Source organism: Methanoregula sp., from assembly GCF_035543475.1.
Taxonomy (GTDB): Archaea; Halobacteriota; Methanomicrobia; order Methanomicrobiales; family Methanospirillaceae; genus Methanoregula.
The window spans coordinates 1-17,117 of sequence record NZ_DATKKA010000031.1 but is presented as its reverse complement, the minus strand read 5'-3'; the positions used below and the strand labels follow the sequence as shown (position 1 = coordinate 17,117).

At 60.5% G+C, this 17,117-nt stretch carries 21 protein-coding genes and 2 tRNA genes; all 23 read right to left on the bottom strand.

Annotated elements, in window-relative coordinates:
• Positions 1-18: 18 nt before the first annotated feature.
• Positions 19-1,677, bottom strand: coding sequence for an AarF/ABC1/UbiB kinase family protein (locus tag VMS83_RS10280; RefSeq protein ID WP_325412466.1), 1,659 nt, complete (start codon positions 1,675-1,677; stop codon positions 19-21).
• Between the two features lie 119 nt (positions 1,678-1,796).
• Complete coding sequence (locus tag VMS83_RS10275; RefSeq protein WP_414674917.1) at positions 1,797-2,957, bottom strand: DNA methyltransferase; 1,161 nt, start codon at positions 2,955-2,957, stop codon at positions 1,797-1,799.
• Between the two features lie 162 nt (positions 2,958-3,119).
• Positions 3,120-3,314: a hypothetical protein gene (locus tag VMS83_RS10270; protein ID WP_325412463.1), complete on the bottom strand. Its 195-nt coding sequence runs from the start codon at positions 3,312-3,314 to the stop codon at positions 3,120-3,122.
• A 135-nt stretch (positions 3,315-3,449) separates the two neighbouring features.
• Entirely contained in the window at positions 3,450-5,144 is a 1,695-nt protein-coding gene (locus tag VMS83_RS10265) for a glutamate--tRNA ligase (RefSeq protein WP_325412462.1), read from the bottom strand.
• A 1-nt stretch (position 5,145) separates the two neighbouring features.
• Complete coding sequence (locus VMS83_RS10260) at positions 5,146-6,111, bottom strand: polyprenyl synthetase family protein (RefSeq protein ID WP_325412460.1); 966 nt, start codon at positions 6,109-6,111, stop codon at positions 5,146-5,148.
• A gap of 12 nt (positions 6,112-6,123) precedes the next feature.
• Entirely contained in the window at positions 6,124-7,461 is a 1,338-nt protein-coding gene (locus VMS83_RS10255) for an RNase J family beta-CASP ribonuclease (protein ID WP_325412458.1), read from the bottom strand.
• An 84-nt stretch (positions 7,462-7,545) separates the two neighbouring features.
• Entirely contained in the window at positions 7,546-8,622 is a 1,077-nt protein-coding gene (fni, locus tag VMS83_RS10250) for a type 2 isopentenyl-diphosphate Delta-isomerase (RefSeq protein ID WP_325412456.1), read from the bottom strand.
• Positions 8,623-8,626: 4 nt separating this feature from the next.
• Positions 8,627-9,385 (bottom strand): isopentenyl phosphate kinase, encoded by a 759-nt coding sequence (locus VMS83_RS10245; protein WP_325412454.1) that lies wholly within the window; start codon positions 9,383-9,385, stop codon positions 8,627-8,629.
• Positions 9,378-10,247, bottom strand: coding sequence for a mevalonate kinase (mvk, locus tag VMS83_RS10240; protein ID WP_325412452.1), 870 nt, complete (start codon positions 10,245-10,247; stop codon positions 9,378-9,380). The genes VMS83_RS10245 and mvk overlap by 8 nt, the downstream gene beginning before the upstream one ends.
• Before the next feature lies 1 nt (position 10,248).
• Positions 10,249-11,037 carry an AmmeMemoRadiSam system protein B gene (gene amrB, locus VMS83_RS10235; RefSeq protein ID WP_325412450.1) on the bottom strand — a complete coding sequence of 263 codons (789 nt, stop codon included), beginning with the start codon at positions 11,035-11,037 and terminating at the stop codon, positions 10,249-10,251.
• Between the two features lie 69 nt (positions 11,038-11,106).
• Entirely contained in the window at positions 11,107-11,718 is a 612-nt protein-coding gene (gene rpsB / locus VMS83_RS10230) for a 30S ribosomal protein S2 (protein ID WP_325412448.1), read from the bottom strand.
• On the bottom strand, positions 11,715-12,902 hold the full coding sequence (gene eno / locus VMS83_RS10225; protein WP_325412446.1) for a phosphopyruvate hydratase: 1,188 nt from the start codon (positions 12,900-12,902) through the stop codon (positions 11,715-11,717). The genes rpsB and eno overlap by 4 nt, the downstream gene beginning before the upstream one ends.
• 14 nt (positions 12,903-12,916) lie before the next feature.
• Positions 12,917-13,090: a DNA-directed RNA polymerase subunit K gene (locus VMS83_RS10220; protein ID WP_325412445.1), complete on the bottom strand. Its 174-nt coding sequence runs from the start codon at positions 13,088-13,090 to the stop codon at positions 12,917-12,919.
• A gap of 45 nt (positions 13,091-13,135) precedes the next feature.
• Positions 13,136-13,210: transfer RNA gene (locus VMS83_RS10215), tRNA-Pro, on the bottom strand.
• A 10-nt stretch (positions 13,211-13,220) separates the two neighbouring features.
• Positions 13,221-13,409, bottom strand: coding sequence for a DNA-directed RNA polymerase subunit N (locus VMS83_RS10210; protein WP_325412443.1), 189 nt, complete (start codon positions 13,407-13,409; stop codon positions 13,221-13,223).
• A gap of 29 nt (positions 13,410-13,438) precedes the next feature.
• A complete protein-coding gene (locus VMS83_RS10205) occupies positions 13,439-13,840 on the bottom strand; it encodes a 30S ribosomal protein S9 (RefSeq protein ID WP_325412441.1) in 402 nt (133 codons plus the stop codon).
• Positions 13,841-13,850: 10 nt separating this feature from the next.
• A complete protein-coding gene (locus VMS83_RS10200) occupies positions 13,851-14,273 on the bottom strand; it encodes a 50S ribosomal protein L13 (RefSeq protein WP_325412440.1) in 423 nt (140 codons plus the stop codon).
• 7 nt (positions 14,274-14,280) lie between these two features.
• Positions 14,281-14,646, bottom strand: coding sequence for a 50S ribosomal protein L18e (locus VMS83_RS10195; protein ID WP_325412438.1), 366 nt, complete (start codon positions 14,644-14,646; stop codon positions 14,281-14,283).
• A complete protein-coding gene (locus tag VMS83_RS10190; RefSeq protein ID WP_325412436.1) occupies positions 14,643-15,473 on the bottom strand; it encodes a DNA-directed RNA polymerase subunit D in 831 nt (276 codons plus the stop codon). The genes VMS83_RS10195 and VMS83_RS10190 overlap by 4 nt, the downstream gene beginning before the upstream one ends.
• Positions 15,473-15,871 (bottom strand): 30S ribosomal protein S11, encoded by a 399-nt coding sequence (locus tag VMS83_RS10185; protein WP_325412434.1) that lies wholly within the window; start codon positions 15,869-15,871, stop codon positions 15,473-15,475. The genes VMS83_RS10190 and VMS83_RS10185 overlap by 1 nt, the downstream gene beginning before the upstream one ends.
• 1 nt (position 15,872) lies before the next feature.
• Entirely contained in the window at positions 15,873-16,430 is a 558-nt protein-coding gene (locus VMS83_RS10180; RefSeq protein WP_325412432.1) for a 30S ribosomal protein S4, read from the bottom strand.
• A gap of 3 nt (positions 16,431-16,433) precedes the next feature.
• Complete coding sequence (locus VMS83_RS10175) at positions 16,434-16,895, bottom strand: 30S ribosomal protein S13 (protein ID WP_325412430.1); 462 nt, start codon at positions 16,893-16,895, stop codon at positions 16,434-16,436.
• Positions 16,896-16,930: 35 nt separating this feature from the next.
• Positions 16,931-17,015, bottom strand: a tRNA-Ser gene (locus VMS83_RS10170).
• Positions 17,016-17,117 lie beyond the last annotated feature (102 nt).

The window sequence follows — 17,117 nt, the reverse complement described above, 5'->3', positions numbered from 1 at the left end:
AAAAGACGCTGTCCCGCCTCACCGCTCCAGCCGCAGTTTCAGGAAGATGACGTGGTAGATTGCATAGAACCCGCAGAGTACCGCCGCGGTATACCCAAGGATCGCGACCCACATGATCTCTTTTGGCAGGGTGACGGGCGAGGCCTGAAGCACCAGCGATGAACCGACCACGAGCGCTGCCACCACGAGACCGATCATGATCTTGTCGCTGGCCCGGTCCAGTGCCATCTGGAGTTTCTTTAGGTCGGTATCAACCACTTCGAGCCGGACGGTCCCTGTCGAGAGGCGCTTGAGCATCAGGTTAACATTCCGGGGCAGGTCGAAGGCCGCATCGACCGCCTCGAGAAGAGAATTCGATGCCCGCTTCATGTAGCCTGCCGAGAGCACGTTTGAGTCTGCAAGCTTGCGCAGGTAGGGGGTGACCTCCCCGCCAAAGGAGAACTGCGGGTCGAGCCGTACTGCCACATCAAAGACCATCACCAGGGTCTTTAACAGGAGCATGAGGCTCATGGGCACCTTGAGGCTGTACCGCCGCATTACCTCGGTAAGCTCGTTGATCATGAGACCGAAATTGAACTGGGCGATCTCGTCCCCGCCCCCGAAATCATGCAACATGATGTACAGGTCGTCCCGGAGCTCCTCGCGGTGCTCCTCGGCAATAAAGATCCCAAAGCCCTCGAGCGTCTTGAGAATCATATCGACATCGTCGGTGGTCAGGGCAAAGAGCAGGTTGATGAAGAGCTGTTTCTTTTCGGGGCGCAGTACCCCGACGATGCCGAAGTCCAGGAAGACCAGGTCTCCCATCTCTGAAATGAGAAGGTTGCCGGGATGGGGATCACCATGGAAGAAGCCGTCCTCGAAGATCATCTTCAGGTACGCGTTAAATCCCCGGACAGCAATCTCGTGCTTATCGCTTCCCTGGGCAGTGATCGCCTCAACGTTGTCGATCCGTACACCCTTGACAAACTCCATGACAAGCAGCCGGGAGGACGAATATTCCCAGTAAATTTTTGGGAAATGGATGCCTGGCACATCCCGGAAGTTGCGTGCCATCCGTTCCGCGTTCCGGCCGTCGCGGGTGAAGTCCAGTTCTTTCCGGATCTGGGTGGCAAAGTCCTGGACGAGCCCCGCCGGGTTGTACATCCGGCTCTCCGGGAAGACCGCCTCGATCCGCTCTGCCATGGACTGGAGGATGGCAAGGTCGTTCTCGATAACATCCGGGATCCCGGGGCGCTGGACCTTGAGCGCCACCACGGTCCCGTCCCGGAGGACCGCACGGTGGACCTGCCCGATCGAGGCGGAGGCTACCGGGGCCTCGTCGATCTCGCAGAACCAGTCCTCGAGGTTGGGGCAGGTCTGCTGGATCACGCCGATGACTTCAGAAAAAGGCAGGGGCTTGGCATGGTCCTGGAGTTTCTTGAGCTGGGCGATGAGCTCAGGAGGGAAGATCTCCGTCCTCGTGCTCATGATCTGCCCGAACTTCACAAACGTGGGCCCGAGCTCCTCCAGGGCCAGCCGCACCCGTTCATAGACCGTGGACTGGTCCGGCTGCTTCTCCTCCGTACCCGGCAGGCGGAAACGGGTCTTGCCCGGGAACGCTTTCTCCAGTGCAATACCAAAACCGTACTTCCAAAGGATATCGATGATCTGCGCATACCGCCGGATACGGGTGACCATGGATACAGTTTGGCAGTGGGGATACTTAACACTGGCTTATCCCCTCCGACTGCCGGCCCGCGTGTGGCCGCACAAAGCGCCAAAAAAGAAAGATACGCCCGGTAATCCGGGAAAACCCCTCATGGTTTGGAGAAGACCACGATCCGATTCGTGTTGGTACCGGACCGGTTGTTCCCGACCCCCCAGATATGGGAGGTCTTGGAGAATACCTGCCGGTTGATGAGGACTCCCTCGCAGAGGAACCCGGCAGCGATGCCCAGGGGGATTACATGTTCCTCGAGCCGTATGGTCTTTTTCCGGACTTCACCCACCTCGAAGGCCACATACCCCCCCGGGGCGGTGATGCGGAAGAGCTCCCGGAACACCTCACCCATCACGTCCTCCCATTCCGCAACCGTCCGTGCCATCGTGATGCGACGGCCGATTGCCCCGCTGTCGAGGCCGCCAAACCAGCACCGGAGCCAGTTGTCCTCGCGGTACTGGACGATGTCCAGAAACGGCGGCGAGGTGACGGTGAGCCGTACCGAGCCGCTGGCAATACCCGGCGTGTTCCTGGCGTCCCCGGTAAAGAACCGGGCATCGGCCCCGGCACGGCGGAGGTTCGCGAGCTCTTCAGGGGTAAGGCCGGCAAGAAGGCTCCGTGTCTTGCGGAGGATGAGCCGGTGCGTATCCCGGTATTCCGGTACCTGGCCCCGTTTCCGGTTGATCCGTTCCTGGCTTTTGGGCGAAACCGCCTGGTTGGGGGGGAGGGTGTAGACCGAGAAGAAGCCACTCGAATGGCCGGTCAGGCGGTTCGTTGCCACCATCGCGATCCAGCGGTCCACGGCGTCGGCGGTCCCGTCCTCCTTTCTTTCGAGAAGGTACCGGCGCAGGGCCACGATCTCGCGTTCAGTATCGGGATGGTAGAACATGGAGAGATCGATCTCTGCCCGATCGTCCCCCCGGGGGATGGTTTCCAGCCGTTCTGCCACCTCCCCGGCGGAGGGTGGAGAGAACCGCGGCTCGGTAAGAACCTGCGAGAGCGGGTTTGCATCGTTTGCCCGCACCCGCCGGCCCCGGAGCCCGGCCTCGATCGCGGTGGTCCCCCTCCCGCTGAAGGGATCGTACACGATATCGCCTTCCTGCGTGAGCAGGTCGATGAAGAACAGGGGCAGCTGTGGCTTGAAACAGGCACGGTACGAGACCTCGTGCAGGGAGGAAGCCTGACGCTGGCGTGCTGTCCAGAACTCCCCGGTATACTGCCGGATCCGGTTCAGGCCGGTACCTTCATCGGTCTCCACCGGTTCGCCCGAGGGGCCGTGGAACCCCGCAAGGTACGTGTGGAGGAGAGATGACTGTGGCACAGACCGGCGGCCCCCCGTTTCGATCACTTCCGCTGCATACCGGTGTGCGGGATAATCGTATATCTCCTCTTGTTCCGGCAGATTGTGCACAGCCAGCCGTCAGGATATCGAGAGATCCTCGTCAAAATAGTGCTCGCGGAGCCCGGAGAGGGGGAGCTTGCGGATGTAATCGTAGGATCGGGAGATGATCTGCGCCAGCTGTTCGGCATTCGGGTAGCCGGCAACCCACTTCTCGATCTCGGTTACACTAGGAAATTCATCGGTAAATTTATAGTAGCGGGGTGGATTCTCCACGTATCAATATCCGGTATTGAGTTATTAAAATATTATGACTTGATTGTCACCCGGAAACTCTCACGAGGATACACGTATTCTAAAAAAAGGCCCGGGTGCGGGATACCTGCCTTTCCCCGGGGATGCAACGGGGGCTCATGTATGGGTGAAGTATGCCCGGACTCCGCCGGGTGTCACCGCATCAATCCGGACAAAACCGATCCGTTCGAACTGGATCACGTTTCCCTGCTCTTTTGCCACGGCAGGCTCGCACACACCAGAGAGCTCACCTTCCATCGTGAGCAGCGTGCAGGGCAGGGTCTGCTGCGCCGGCAGCCACTGGATGATATGCGCCTTTGCTGCACGAGCATCGGCAAGGGAATCGCCGCCATAGGCAAACGAGGCTGCCATGCCGTTCCAGGCGATCTTCACATTGAAGAGATCCTTGAGGCGCACCATCGCTGCTTCCGGCACGATCTCCGAACCCGGGAGCATGACCGTACCTTCGAACGGGAGCGCCCGGGTGCCTTTGGCTGCATCGCCCGGGTGAAGGGGGGCCTGGGCGGTCCGGTGCGGGGCACCCTCGACCACGGCCTTCACCGGTTCCGGCACAAAGAAGTACCGGTTGGCGACCGGGTCAACGAGCTTCTTGTTCTCGGCATAGAGGTTGTCCCACGAGAACGAAATATCCGTATCCCCGATCCCAATTGCAAGCATGGCGTTTTTTACCGCATCGGGGAGGATCCCCCTGCGATCGAGTGCACGGAGCGTCCCGAGGTGGATATCGTCCCAGCCGGTATATTTTCCCTCGGTGATCCCCAGGCGCATCTGGGAGGTGGAGAGGACCACGCCCTCGATACCCATCCGGCCATAGTGCCGGTACACCGGCACCGTCCAGCCGAAGTGATCGTAGATGTAGCGCTGGCGCCGGGTATTGGCGATATGGTCCTTGCCCCGGATCACGTGTGTCACGCCCAGCAGGTGGTCATCGGCGACTACCGAGAAGTTCATGAGCGGGTAGACCCTTGCATCCCCCACTTTCGGGTGCCGCGGGGAATCGAGAATCCGGAAAATCGGGTAGTCCCGCATTGCCGGGTCGGGGTTCAAAAGATCCGTTTTGACCCGGACCGAGGCCTCGCCTTCTTTAAATCCACCATTCAGCATCTTTTCCCAGAGCAAAAGCGCCGTCTCAACCGGCTGGTCGCGGCAGGGGCAGGCCTTTTTCGCATCTTTTAACGCCTTGAAATGCTCGTTCTCGCAGGTGCAGACATACGCCCCGCCCCGTTCAATGAGCTGTTTGCAGAGATCGTAATAGATGGGGAAGCGCTCGCTCTGGGTCACCGTCTCGGTGATCCCAAGGCCCAGCCACTTAATATCCTCTTTTACCATCTCATAGGCTTCGGGGTCAACGCGCTTGGGGTCCGTATCCTCGATCCGGAGGATGTACCGCCCGCCGTACTGCTTCACGTAGGCATCGTTGAGCGCCGCGGCGCGGGCATGGCCGATATGGAGCGGGCCCGAGGGATTGGGGGCAAACCGCATGACCACGCCTCTCTCCGCTCCTTCCAGATCCGGGAGCACCTTCTTGTGCTCGTGCTTCTCGTGGAGGGCGGCAAACATCTCCGGGGAGAGGGCCTGGAGTTTTGCTACTCTCTCCTCCGGGGAGAGCGCGGCCACGTCAGCAATCGCATCCTTTGCCGCCGCAGACACTTCCTTTGCCTGTTTGCGCAGCTCGGGGTGTGCCCCCATCACCATCCCGATGACCGCCCCTGCCTGCGGGACCCCGCCGTGCTTGACCGCGTTCTGGAGTGCACACAAAAAGAGGGCGGCCCGGATCTCGTCCCCGGCCATCCTAGAAGCTCCGGGTGACGAAAAATTCGCCGATGTCCATGAGGAGCTGCCGCTCCTTTGTTGCCGGCAGCGCACCGAGCAGCCGGTTACTGTCCGCCACGAGAGCAAATGCCTTTCCTTTCACGGCATCGATGACACCGGCATCAGTGAGCTCGCCAATGGCTGCCTTAATATCCGCCGGCGAGAGCTCGCGCCGGTACTTCAGGAGATCCACGCCCTTTTGCCGGGCAAGGATCATGACAAGGGTCTGCTTTCCTTCACGGAGGTCAGAACCCTGGTCCTTGCCGCTCTTCTCAGGAGGTGTCAGGAGATCGATAAGATCGTCCTGTATCTGGAACGCGATGCCGGTGTTGAGCCCGAACTGGTACAGGGCATGGACCTGTTCCTCGTTTCCTCCCGCGAGCGTTCCTCCAATTGCCGCTGCGGCCGCGTAGAGCACTCCGGTCTTCTTTGCGACCATATCCATGTATTCCTGCTCGGTCACATCGGTCCGGTGTTCGAACGACATGTCCTGGTGCTGGCCCTCGCAGATATCGGCGCAGGCCCGGGCGAGCAGGGCAACAGCCCGTACCTTGGGGCCTTCGTCCGCCTTTGCCTGGCAGATGAACTCGAATGCCCGGGCGTACAGGACATCCCCGGCAAGGATCCCGGTCGGCATATCCCACTTGGTATGGACCGTGGGCACACCCCGCCGGAGCGAGTCCCCGTCCATGATATCGTCATGGATCAGGGTGAAGGTGTGGGTGACTTCGAGTGCCAGTGCCGCCGGCATGACATCCCGTGAGCTGCCATGCCTAATCGCATCTGCCGAGAGCATGACGACTGCCGGGCGGAGCCTTTTTCCCCCCGCAGAGAGCAGGTGGGCCGATGCCCTGTCAAGCTCCCCACCGGCATGGGTGAAGTTTTTCCCGATCATGCCGTCGATCTGCTGTGCAACCGATTTTAAGTAGGCGGATAGGTCGGACATGGATGCACTCCTTCAGTTCAGTTTGAGCCGCTGGCCGTTTGACATCACGTGCACATCATTGCCCAGCACGTAGCCGAGGTCTTTGGTGAACTCCGCGTACGATGCCGTCATCCGGATATTGCCGTGGGCCGGGATGATGTGCTGCGGGTTTAAGAGGCTGACAAACTCGTAGTGGTCCTCGCGGTACGCATGCCCGCTCACGTGAAGGTCCGGGAAGAGCCGGGCGCCGGCCATCTTCAGGTGCGCCTCGACCATGTACCGCTGTCCGAAGTTCATCGGGTTGGGGATGACATTTGCCGAGAAGAGGATCTTGTCGCCCTTGGAGATCTGGTACGGCGTATCGCCGAGAGCAATCCTGGTCAGGATAGACCCCGGTTCTCCCTGGTGGCCGGTGATGATGGGCAGGAACTTGTCCTTTCCCGCCTTCATCATCCGTCGCAGGGTCCGGTCGACCGTCCGGCGGTTCCCAAAGACGCTCGTGTCCTGCGGGAGTGAGACCATCTTCATCTGCTCGGCAGTAACTGCGTACTTCTCCATGGAGCGGCCAAGGAGCACCGGTTTTCTCCCAATCTCATGGGCGCACTCCGCCACGGTTTTGACACGGGCGATGTGGGAGGAGAAGGTCGAGACCATGATGGAGCTCTTGTCGTCCTCGTAACTGGTGATGGCGTCCCGGACAAGGTCCCGGGCGATCCGCTCGCTCGGGCATCGCCCGGGCCGGTCGATGTACGTGCTCTCTACGATAAGCGCGAGCACGCCTTCCTTTCCAATCTGGCGGAGTCGCGCAAAGTCCGGGGGCTCCCCGATGACCGGTGTCCGGTCGAGCTTGAAGTCGCAGGAGTACACGATCGCGCCGTGCGGGGTGTGGAGCACCGGGGTCACGGTATCGATGATCGAGTGCTGGGCCCGGACAAACTCGAGCACCAGGTGCTGCGAGATGGTGTACCGCTGGCCGGCGCGAAGCGCGAAGAGCTTGTTGTTGACCCCGAACTTCTGTTCGCCGGAGATCTGCTGCCGGATCAGTTCCGTCGCATAGGGCGCGGCAATAATCGGCGCATTGTACCGGTGCGCGAGCTTCGGGATCGCCCCGATATGGTCGAGGTGCCCGTGGGAACAGACAATCGCCTTTACGGTCCCTTCGACCGAGTTCATCATGGTGTCGTCAGGTATTGCCCCAATCTTGATCAGATCCAGGGAATGCATATTCTCGAGCTCTGCGTCCTCGTGGATCATCACCTGGTCCAGACGGAGCCCCATGTCAAAAATGACAATCTCTTTTCCGCAGCGGACAGCGGTCATATTCCGCCCGACCTCGTCGTATCCGCCCACTGCAATAATTTCTATATCCATGTTTTTCTCCTGTGTATCTCACCCGCGGGCACTCTTTACCACCCGCGTGGTGTCTTTGTTGTAATCAGTCAGGGTTCTCCTGCATTACGCAGGATTGCCATCATCCATCATCTGCCGGGTCCTCCCTGTAATGAGGAGACGTGCCCGGCGCATATCCCGGATCCGTGCGGCGCCGCACAGAAACATCGAGGCCGCCAGCTCGCGGTGGATCGTCTCGACCCTGCACGCAAGTGCCTCGTCGCTCTCCAGTGCCGGTTTCAACAGCGGAAGTGCCATGCCGCAGAGGTCTGCACCGAGGGCCAGACACTTTGCCATATCGATACCGCTCCTGATACCGCCCGATGCGATCACCGGGCTTCCGGTGCCTGCCACCTCGGCAAGACTTACCACCGTGGGGATCCCCCAGCCGGCGAAGTCCTCGCCCAGGGTTTTGAGGGCCCGGCCCTCTGCATCCTTCCGGTTGGCCCGGAAGCTCTCGACTGCCGCCCAGGACGTCCCGCCCCAGCCGCCAATATCGATCGCCGCCGCACCCGCGCTCCAGCACTGGCGGGCAACCTCCCGCGAGATCCCGCACCCGGTTTCCTTGATGATAACCGGGGTCTTGATCTCTGCGCAGAGATCGGTTACCGCTGCCAGGCAGCCGGTGGCATTATGGTCGCCTTCCGGCTGGATGGCCTCCTGGAGGAAGTTGAGATGGATCGCGATCGCGTTCGCGCCGATCATCCCGATTGCTTCCTCGGCCCACGCTGTCCCATGGTCCCGGAGCTGCACAGCGCCAAGGTTTGCCACGAGAAATGCATGGGGTGCCTCATCGCGGACCACCGAGAACGTTTCCGCAAGCGCCGGGTTCTCCAGGGCCGCCCTCTGGGAGCCCACACCCATGCCAAGGCCGAAGCGCTCGGCGATCCGGGCTAAGCGGGCATTGGCATCCTTTGTACCGGGGTGACCCCCGGTCATGGCCGAGATAAAGAGGGGGGAAGAGAGGGTGTGGCCTAAAAAGCGGGTGGACAGGTTGATGGTGCGCATGTCGCATTCCGGCAGCGCGTTGTGAACGAGCCTGACATCACCAAACCCTGCATCGCCGGACTCGACCGCCTCTTCTGCGCAGATGCGCAGGTGGTCGAGTTTGCGCGATGATGTGAACCGTTTCTTATCAGCCATTTCCTTACCCTCCTCTCACGGTGGTCCCGCCATGATCTTTTCCGGCGAGGAAATCGCCCAGGCGCGAGACCGAAAATATGCCTGACTCGGTGCCTGCAGCAGCAAGCCCGAGCAGTTCGTCAATTTTCCCTTTCATTCCACCGGTAACATCGGTATGTGACGAGCTGCCGATCTGGAGGGTGTGCACGGTCCGCGGGGTAATCTCCCGGACCACGCGTCCTCCATCCAGCACTCCCGGTACATCGGTGGCGAGCCCCACGCGGGTGCACTTCAGTGCCACCGCGAGATGCCGCACGAGCTGGTCGCCCGAAACAATGCAGGCCCCGCGTGAAAGGTCCATCACCACGTCGCCGTGGATCACAGGAACCATCCCGAGCGCGAGCATCTTTTCCATGTGCCCGGTCTCGAACGCGACCAGCCTGCCCTGGTCGGCAACACCGGCATGGAGCGGGTGGATACCCACTGCCTGCACGCCGGCATCCCGGAGCGCTGCAACGACCGCGGTGTTGAGGGAGCTGACCGCATCGTGGGTAATGCCGATCCCTTCCGTGTGACCAGCCGTCGCACCGCGATCCAGCTGGTATTTCCGGGCTTCAGGGTGCCCGCAGGAGCCGGCACCGTGGACCACCACGATCTGGGTCGCGGGTGGGGCCCCGGCAATGGCCGATGCAATCCCGGCAAGGGCGCTCTTATTGACAGTACAGTCTGCGCCCTTATCCGTGATTACGCTGCCGCCCAGCTTGAGAATAATGCGATCAGACATTCTTCTCCTTCCGTGCGCCCTCGGTATCGAGCCCGGTTACGATTGCCCGCGCATCGCAGGACTGGATCGCCTGGGCCACCCGGTGCCGGACCGGCTTTGCACAGAGGGCCACCATGCAGCCACCGCCACCTGCCCCGGTGATCTTTGCACCGAATGCCCCGGCAGACCGCGATGCAAGCACCAGCCGGGAGAGCTGCGGGTGCCCGACGCCCAGCGCTTCGAGGAGCGCGTGGTTCATGTTCATGTACCGTCCCAGCTCCCGGGGGTTACTCAGGTGATGGATCGCCGCAAGGCTCACCCCTTCGATCGCATCCAGGATCGGGTCGACAATCTCCGGGTTTGCCTTCTTGAGGTCTGCTACCTGTTCTACCATCTTTGATGTACTGTGCGAGACCAGGGAATCGCCGATCACCAGATACATATTCTGGGGCGCGAGCCGCCTTCGCGACCCCTTGCAGATCAGGACGATCCCGCCGTACGTGGAGACCGTGGTGTCCGTGGGGCTCGCCCGTCCTTTCTGTACGGTCTTCTCGATCTCGAATGCCATGTTTGCGATATCTTCCCTGCTCTTGCCGAGGGCAAATTCATCGTTTATCGCGGAGAGCGTCGCGACCGTAACCGCCGCAGACGACCCCAGGCCCGACGAACTGGGGATCTGGGAGTTGATGTACACGCTCCCCGTCACGCCCATCGCTTCGAAACACCCGTCAATATAGGGCGATTTCGCCCGCGCCGGGCGCTTTGACTTACGGACGGTCACGAAGACCCGGGGCTTGATAGCCATGGCGATGCCAGGCTTTCCGTATACCACTGCATGCTCGCCGAACAAAAACACCTTGCCCGGCGCACTCCACGTTGCCAACCTACATCACCGCAATGGCCGCGTACCCCACAACCTGGTCCCGGTCGCCGGTCACGTCCCCGCTTGTTGCGTACCGGATCAGCTCGGCCCGGCCAGCCCCCATGCACTGGCTGACGGCCACCATAGCGCTGATTGGTCCGTACCCGCACGCTGTCACCCGTTTCTCCCGGATCCTGCGGTAGAACTCTTTTGTGTCGAGCCGTGCGAGCGGTTCGATCGCATAGAGATCCCCGCTTTTTGCCTGTGCATCGGGTACATAGTGCGAGAAATCGCTGGAGGCCACCACCCGGATCTCCCTTTTCGTCAGCCGGACTGCAGCCACGATCTTCTCGGCAACGGCAGCAGCATGGGCAGGGTCCTGCTCGCCCATCATGATCGGGGCCACCCTCGCCCGGGGGAACCGGTACTTGATAAACGGCATCTGTACCTCGATCGAATGCTCTTCCGCGTGGGAGGGTTCATCGACCGGGATGTCGAGCTTCTCGGCAAACTCCGTGTCGGTATCGACAAGCCCCAGGGGGGTTTCCCAGGGGATGGCAGAAACGCTGGTCAGGTACCCGTGGTGGGAAGGGCCGATCACCACAAAGGTACCGGAAAAACCAGGCTCAATACGGGAAAACGCGTGGGCTGCCACCTGCCCGGAATAGATGTAGCCGGCATGCGGGCTGACGATCCCCAGGGCCGGTTCTCCCGGTACAGTCCGGGAGAAAAACCCTTCCAGGAGCTGTGTCAGGTGGGAGGGATCCCGGGGATAGAACATTCCACTAACGGCGCATGAACGCGTCTTCATCGGATCAACCCTCTGGTCGTTCTGTTATATGTAACGATCGATCCAAAAAGGGGATCGAAGGGATCCTTTTTAGATCTCGGTTTCGAAATCTTCCTGGGTCAGGCCAGTGGCGATGCCCCGGAGGCGCAGCATCTCGCGGGTGAGGAGGAAGTAGATCATCGAGAGCGCCTTTCTGCCCTTGTTGTTGGTGGGGATCACAAGGTCGACAAACTTGGTCATGTTGTTGGTATCGCAGAGTGCTACTACCGGGATACCACACTGGACGGCCTCGTTGATGACCTGGGCGTCACCGATCGGATCGGTGACAACGACAACCTTGGGCTCGATGTAACCGTCAAGGACTGGGTTAGTCAGGAGACCCGGGATGAACCGGCCGGTGGCGGACATCGCACCGATGGTGTCGGCGAACTTCTTGGCCGGGTACTGGCCGTACTGCCGGGAGGTGACGACGAGGATGTCGGGTGCCTCGTACTGGTTTAAGAACTTGGCAACAGTCTTGATCCGGGCATCGGTCTCGCGGATGTCCAGGATATAGAGCCCATCACCGCGGACGCGGTAGATGAACTTCTTCATGTCCTCGCTTTTCTGCTGGGTGCCGATGTGGACGCCGGCGGCCAGGTACTCCTCGACGGGGATGAGCGGTTCTTTTAATTCTATTTCCATCTCGTTGACTTGGGTCATAGTTGTTCCTCTATGCGGATGAGTTCGTTGAGTTTTGCGATGCGTTCACCGCCGACCACGCCGCATTTCAGGAAAATGCAGGAGAATGCGGTGGCAAGGTGCGCAATAGTGGTATCCGTGGTCTCACCGGACCGGTGACTCATCACCGTGTCCAGACCATGGGCGTGGGCGAGGCGTACTGCCTCGAAGGTGTCGGAGAGTGTCCCGACCTGGTTTGGCTTGATAAGGACGCAGTTTGCGGATCCGGTCTCGATGCCCTTCTCGATGCGGTCGACCTGGGTAACAAAGAGGTCGTCCCCGCATACCAGGCACCGGTCGCCGACCTGGCTGTTCAGCTCGGCAAATGCATCAAAGTCGTCCTCGTGGAGCGGATCCTCGACATAGACAAGATCGTATTTGTCGACAAGTTCGGCAATGTAGGCGATCTGGTCCTCGGTCGAGCGGACGCGGTCCCGGTACTGGTAACCGGAACCGTTCCACATCTGGCTCGATGCAACATCGATGCCCATATCGACCGAGACATTCATCTCGTCCTCCACCTGCCTGGTTGCCTCGGCAATGAGCTCAAATGCGAGGGCATCGTCAATCTGCGGTGCCCATGCACCCTCATCACCCTTGCCGGCGGCAATCCCTTTCTTTTTCAGGAGATCCTTTACAATCCGGTGGACTGCGGCGTTGGCAAAGACCGCCTCTTCCGCGTCCGTCGCGCCACCCGGGACCACCAGGAACTCCTGGATCTCGGTCGCGTTCGTGGCGTGTGCACCGCCGCCGATCACGTTCCCGAGCGGGAGCGGGAGCTCGCGCACGAATGCCCCGCCCAGGTACCGGAAGAGCGGGAGTCCCTGCGCCGAGGCCGCAGCCTTGGCGTTTGCAAGGGAGAGGGAGACCGCCACGTTCGCCCCGATCCCGGAAAAGTTCGGCGTTCCATCGATATCCCGGAGCTGGTCATCAAACGCCTCCTGATCGGTTGCGTCCATCCCGATGAGCGCCGGGATCAGGTTCTGGACGGCGTTCTCGATCGCCGTACCGGGGGGCAGGACCTTTGCCTCTGCCGCCCCGGTGCTCGCCCCGCTCGGGGCTGCAGCCCGGCCAAACCCGCCTGCGGTCACGATCTCGGCCTCGATGGTCGGGTTGCCCCGGCTGTCGAGAATTGTCCGCAGCTCGATTGCCTCAATGATCGTCATATACGCCTCTCCTCTCATCTTCGCTTTACGGTAATGGGGATAATGTCTGCGTTGAATTCCTCGATTGCGATCTCCAGGGGATCGATCCGGGAAGTAGAGATAAGTAAGGGAGCACCCATTGATATCTGCAGAGCCCTTGCTCCAATGATCCTCGCCCGTTCATACCGGGTGTAAACCTGTGCCTGCATTCCTTGTCCTCAAAATAATTCCATGATCTGTGTACTTTTTGAAAATGGGGTCGCTGAGATTCGAACTCAGGTCACTGCGTCCCGAACGCAATAGGATAGTCCAGGCTACCCCACGACCCCTTTTGTCATCTTACTGGTACGGGTTGAGCTCATCAATGATCTCTTTATGGGTGAGAAGCATACGCCGGCAGCAGTATCGGGTGATACCGAGATCGTCGAGGATCTTTTTGGGATCCTCGCCTTTCTCCCGCCGCGCCTTAAATTCTTCCCACGCCGGGGAAATTACTTTCCCACAGGTGAAACATCGAACGGGTATCAAGATTTTCGACCTCTCATATATCTTTTGGTTTAACGATAAGACTTTTGGAACTTCTTGCGTGCGCCACGGCCGTGAGGCTTCTTGGTCTCTTTCTGGCGCGAGTCGTTGACGAGGAGCGTCCGGTCGTATGCCAGGTACACGTCCTTGATCGCGGGATCGTTGGTCCACTCAAGGATGCCCCGGGCGAGCGCGGTGCGCACGGCCTCGGCCTGTCCCATGACCCCGCCGCCGGATACGTCGATGGTCACATCGATCTCGCTGCTTGCGCCGGGAACGAGGAGGAGCGGCTCGGCGATCTTCATGCGGGTGGTCTCGGTGCCGTACTGCTCGAGTGGCACGGAGTTGACCCGGATGATGCCCTTGCCGGCCTTGACGGTGGCCCGGGCGATTGCTGTCTTACGTTTTCCGCTGGTGTTTATGATCTTTGCCATGGTGACCACCTTAGAATTTTGCCCCGAGCGCGGTGCAGACCGTTGCAAGCGTGACAAACTGCGGGGTGTTGAGCCGGTCCATGTGGATTCCCTCGGGGACCTCCATCGTTGCACCGGTAAACTGTACCGGCACGCCGACGTAGCACCTGATGCGCTTCATCGCTTCCACGCCGCGGGGGCGCTTGTAGGGGAGCATCCCCCGGATCGTGCGCTTGGCCACGTGGTCTGGCCGGCGGGGGAAGTACGGACCCCAGTCGGTTGACCCGCGCTCGCGCTTGTGGTAGTAGTTGCCCAGTACGCGTGCACGGCTGCCGGAGATAATGACCTTTTCGACGTTCACGATCGCGATCTCTTCGCCGGCGAGGGCACGCTGGGCGACCGTGCTTGCGAGCCGTCCCAAGATGAGCCCGTCCCCGTTGATTACGGTAACCATACTTTGTTCACCTCAGGATCCGGACACCGCTTCCCTTGGGGTTGTCCTTTAACAGCTGCTCGATGGTCATGCACTGCCCTTTTGCGTCTTGGATCTTGCTTGTCGCTGATTCGGAAAAATTCAGCGCCGCGATCTTCACGGACTGCTCCAGCACGCCGCTGCCCAGTACCTTGCCGGGGACAAGGATGGTCTCGCCATTGTGGGCGTAGCGGTTGATCTTGGACAGGTTGACCTCCGCATAGTTCCGGTTGGGGGTCTCCAGCCTGCCTGCAATTTCGCGCCAGATCTTTGCCTCATTCTCCCGTGACGTGTTTTTCAGGAGCACAATGAGGTTGCTCAGACGGGGGTTCGTCTTCTCCACGATTCGTGTCATTTCTTCTCCTCCCCTGAAATTTCGCTAGTCTGTTTCTCCAGCTCTTCTGCCTGCTCTTTTATGAAGCGGAGCGCCTGGACCATGATCTCCTTGGTGGATAACGACCCGTCGCTCTCGACCGCAAAAATATACCGGTCGGGAGCCGCTGAAATCCTGATCGCCGGTTCCTCCCCGATGCCGCTTGCCATGCAGGCCCGCTCACAGAGCCGGCACATGGAGCAGTCGGGAAGCTTGCCTTCGATGACCTCGACCTTCTTGCCCTTGACCGCAAGGATGCTGCGCGGACATTCGTCCACGCACATCCCGCACGCGTCGCAGGTGGGGCTGATCGTGATGATCGGGTGGTTTTTGTACCCGCACACGAGGGTCGGCTGCCATTTTGCGTGTACCTTGCCCATGTTGAGGACGGCACGCGCCTCGATAACCAGCTTCTGCCCCTTGATGAGCTTCACGATGGGGATATTGTCGCTGACGGGTGCGGCCTTGGGGTCCTGCGGGATGAGGTCACTGGAGGTGACCAGCCTGGGACCCTCAACGCTGAGCGTGTAGGTAACCGTGCAGGACGGGCAGCCCGCCCCCCCGCACGAACAGTTGTCCTGAGTCGAATAACTGGTAAGATCGGTCCTGATGGGAATGAGCCCGAGCCGGTGCGCCAGCATCTCATCGAAAAGTGCGCTCGTGTTGTCGTAGATGCGCACTTCCTCGATGGCAAGGGTCGGCACTTCGCCGATCATTGCCCGCCGGAACGCGTTTGCCAGGCCGGGCTTCGCTCCTGAGAGCGTGAAGCGTGCAACGGTGTCGTCCAGACTCGCGAATTCGATCTCCATCACACTCTCCTTCCGCGCCGGCCGCCCTTGGGGCGACAGGAGTCATGCGGGACTGGCGTGACGTCTTCGATCCGTCCGATGCGCATGCCCGCACGGGCAAGGGCACGGATGGCTGCCTGGGCGCCGGGGCCGGGGCTGCGCTGTTTGCCCTGACCGGGGGCCCGTACCTTCACGTGGACACCAACGATGCCCTTCTCGCGTGCAACGGCTGCAACATTGGCTGCCATCTGCATAGCCGCGTACGGGGAGCTCTCGTTCCGGTCCTGCTTGACGACCATGCCACCGCTCGATTTGGTGACCGTCTCTGCGCCGGAGAGATCGGTGACGGTGATGATCGTGTTGTTAAATGAGGCAAAGATGTGTGCAATGCCCCACTTTTCCTTATCGTTTGCCGCCATCTTAGTTCACCCCTGCGCCCGTGGGCTTGGTGATCCGGGTCCGCTCTGCATGTGCTGCATCGACAAACGGGGATTTCCCGGCATAGGAGATGGTGGTCTCTTCCCCCCGGGTAACGTGGTAGCCCGGGATGGTAACCCGGCGGCCGCCGATCGCGATATGGCCGTGGGTGACCAGCTGGCGTGCCTGCTTGGGCGAGCGGGCGAGACCCTTGCGGTAGACAAGGGTCTGGAGCCGCCGCTCGAGCTGGGCCGGGGTCTTGAGCGCGAGGACATTGTCGATGTCCGCATCGGGACCAAGGAGGCCGGCGCGCTGCATGTGGCTGATGAGCTCGGATTTCTTTGCCTCAAAGACCGTCTGGTTGGTTGTGCTCGACATAAGGGCGAGCAGTTCACGGGCGGCCTTGCGGTATTTCCTTAAGTGGCTCTGGGCTTTCCAGACCTCGCGCTTGTTGCGCAGGCCGTACTCGATGACGAGCCGGGTTTCATCCTCGATCCGGGTCTTCTCGAACGGGCGCTTGGGCGTCTGGTATGACTTATGGTTCTTACCTGGATATCCCATGGCTTACTGGCCTCCTTCCTTCTTCTTGCTGACGCCAACCGTCGTGCCGGTCCTGCCGGTGGACTTGGTGCGCTGCCCGCGGACCTTCTGGCCGGTTTCATGCCGGATGCCCTTGTAGCAGCGGATCTTCCGCATCATGTTGATGTCTTCATCGCGGGCAAGCGCAACGTCGCCACCGATGAGGTGCTTGTCCTCACCGGTGTAGAGGTCCTTGGGCCGGTTTGCCATCCACTGCGGGATGCTGCCGGCGTACTTCTCCACCGCGGCGCGGATCCGGTTGACTGATTCCTCGTCCATGAGGCCGAGCTTTGCGTACTCGTCAACCTTGGCCATCCGGGAGATGACCGTGGAGGTATGCCTGCCGACACCCTTGATGCCGGTCAGTGCAACCCGCACCGACTTCGTGCCGTCCAGATCGGTCGTGCCAATCCGTACAAAGTATCGTATTTCTTCTTCCTGAGCCATCCAATCCCCTCGATTTTGAGATTGTCTCTTTGAAGCGCTGAGGGAGGGATTTGAACCCTCGAGTCCTTTTGGGACACAGGTTTAGCAAACCTGCGCCATACCAGGCTTGGCTACCTCAACAGAGGAATCTCGCATCTTCTCAGACACTCGCAACGGATGATCCGCTGCTCCATGAATGGTGCTTTATACTATGGTAGGGGAGGGCTAATAAGTGTTGTGGGA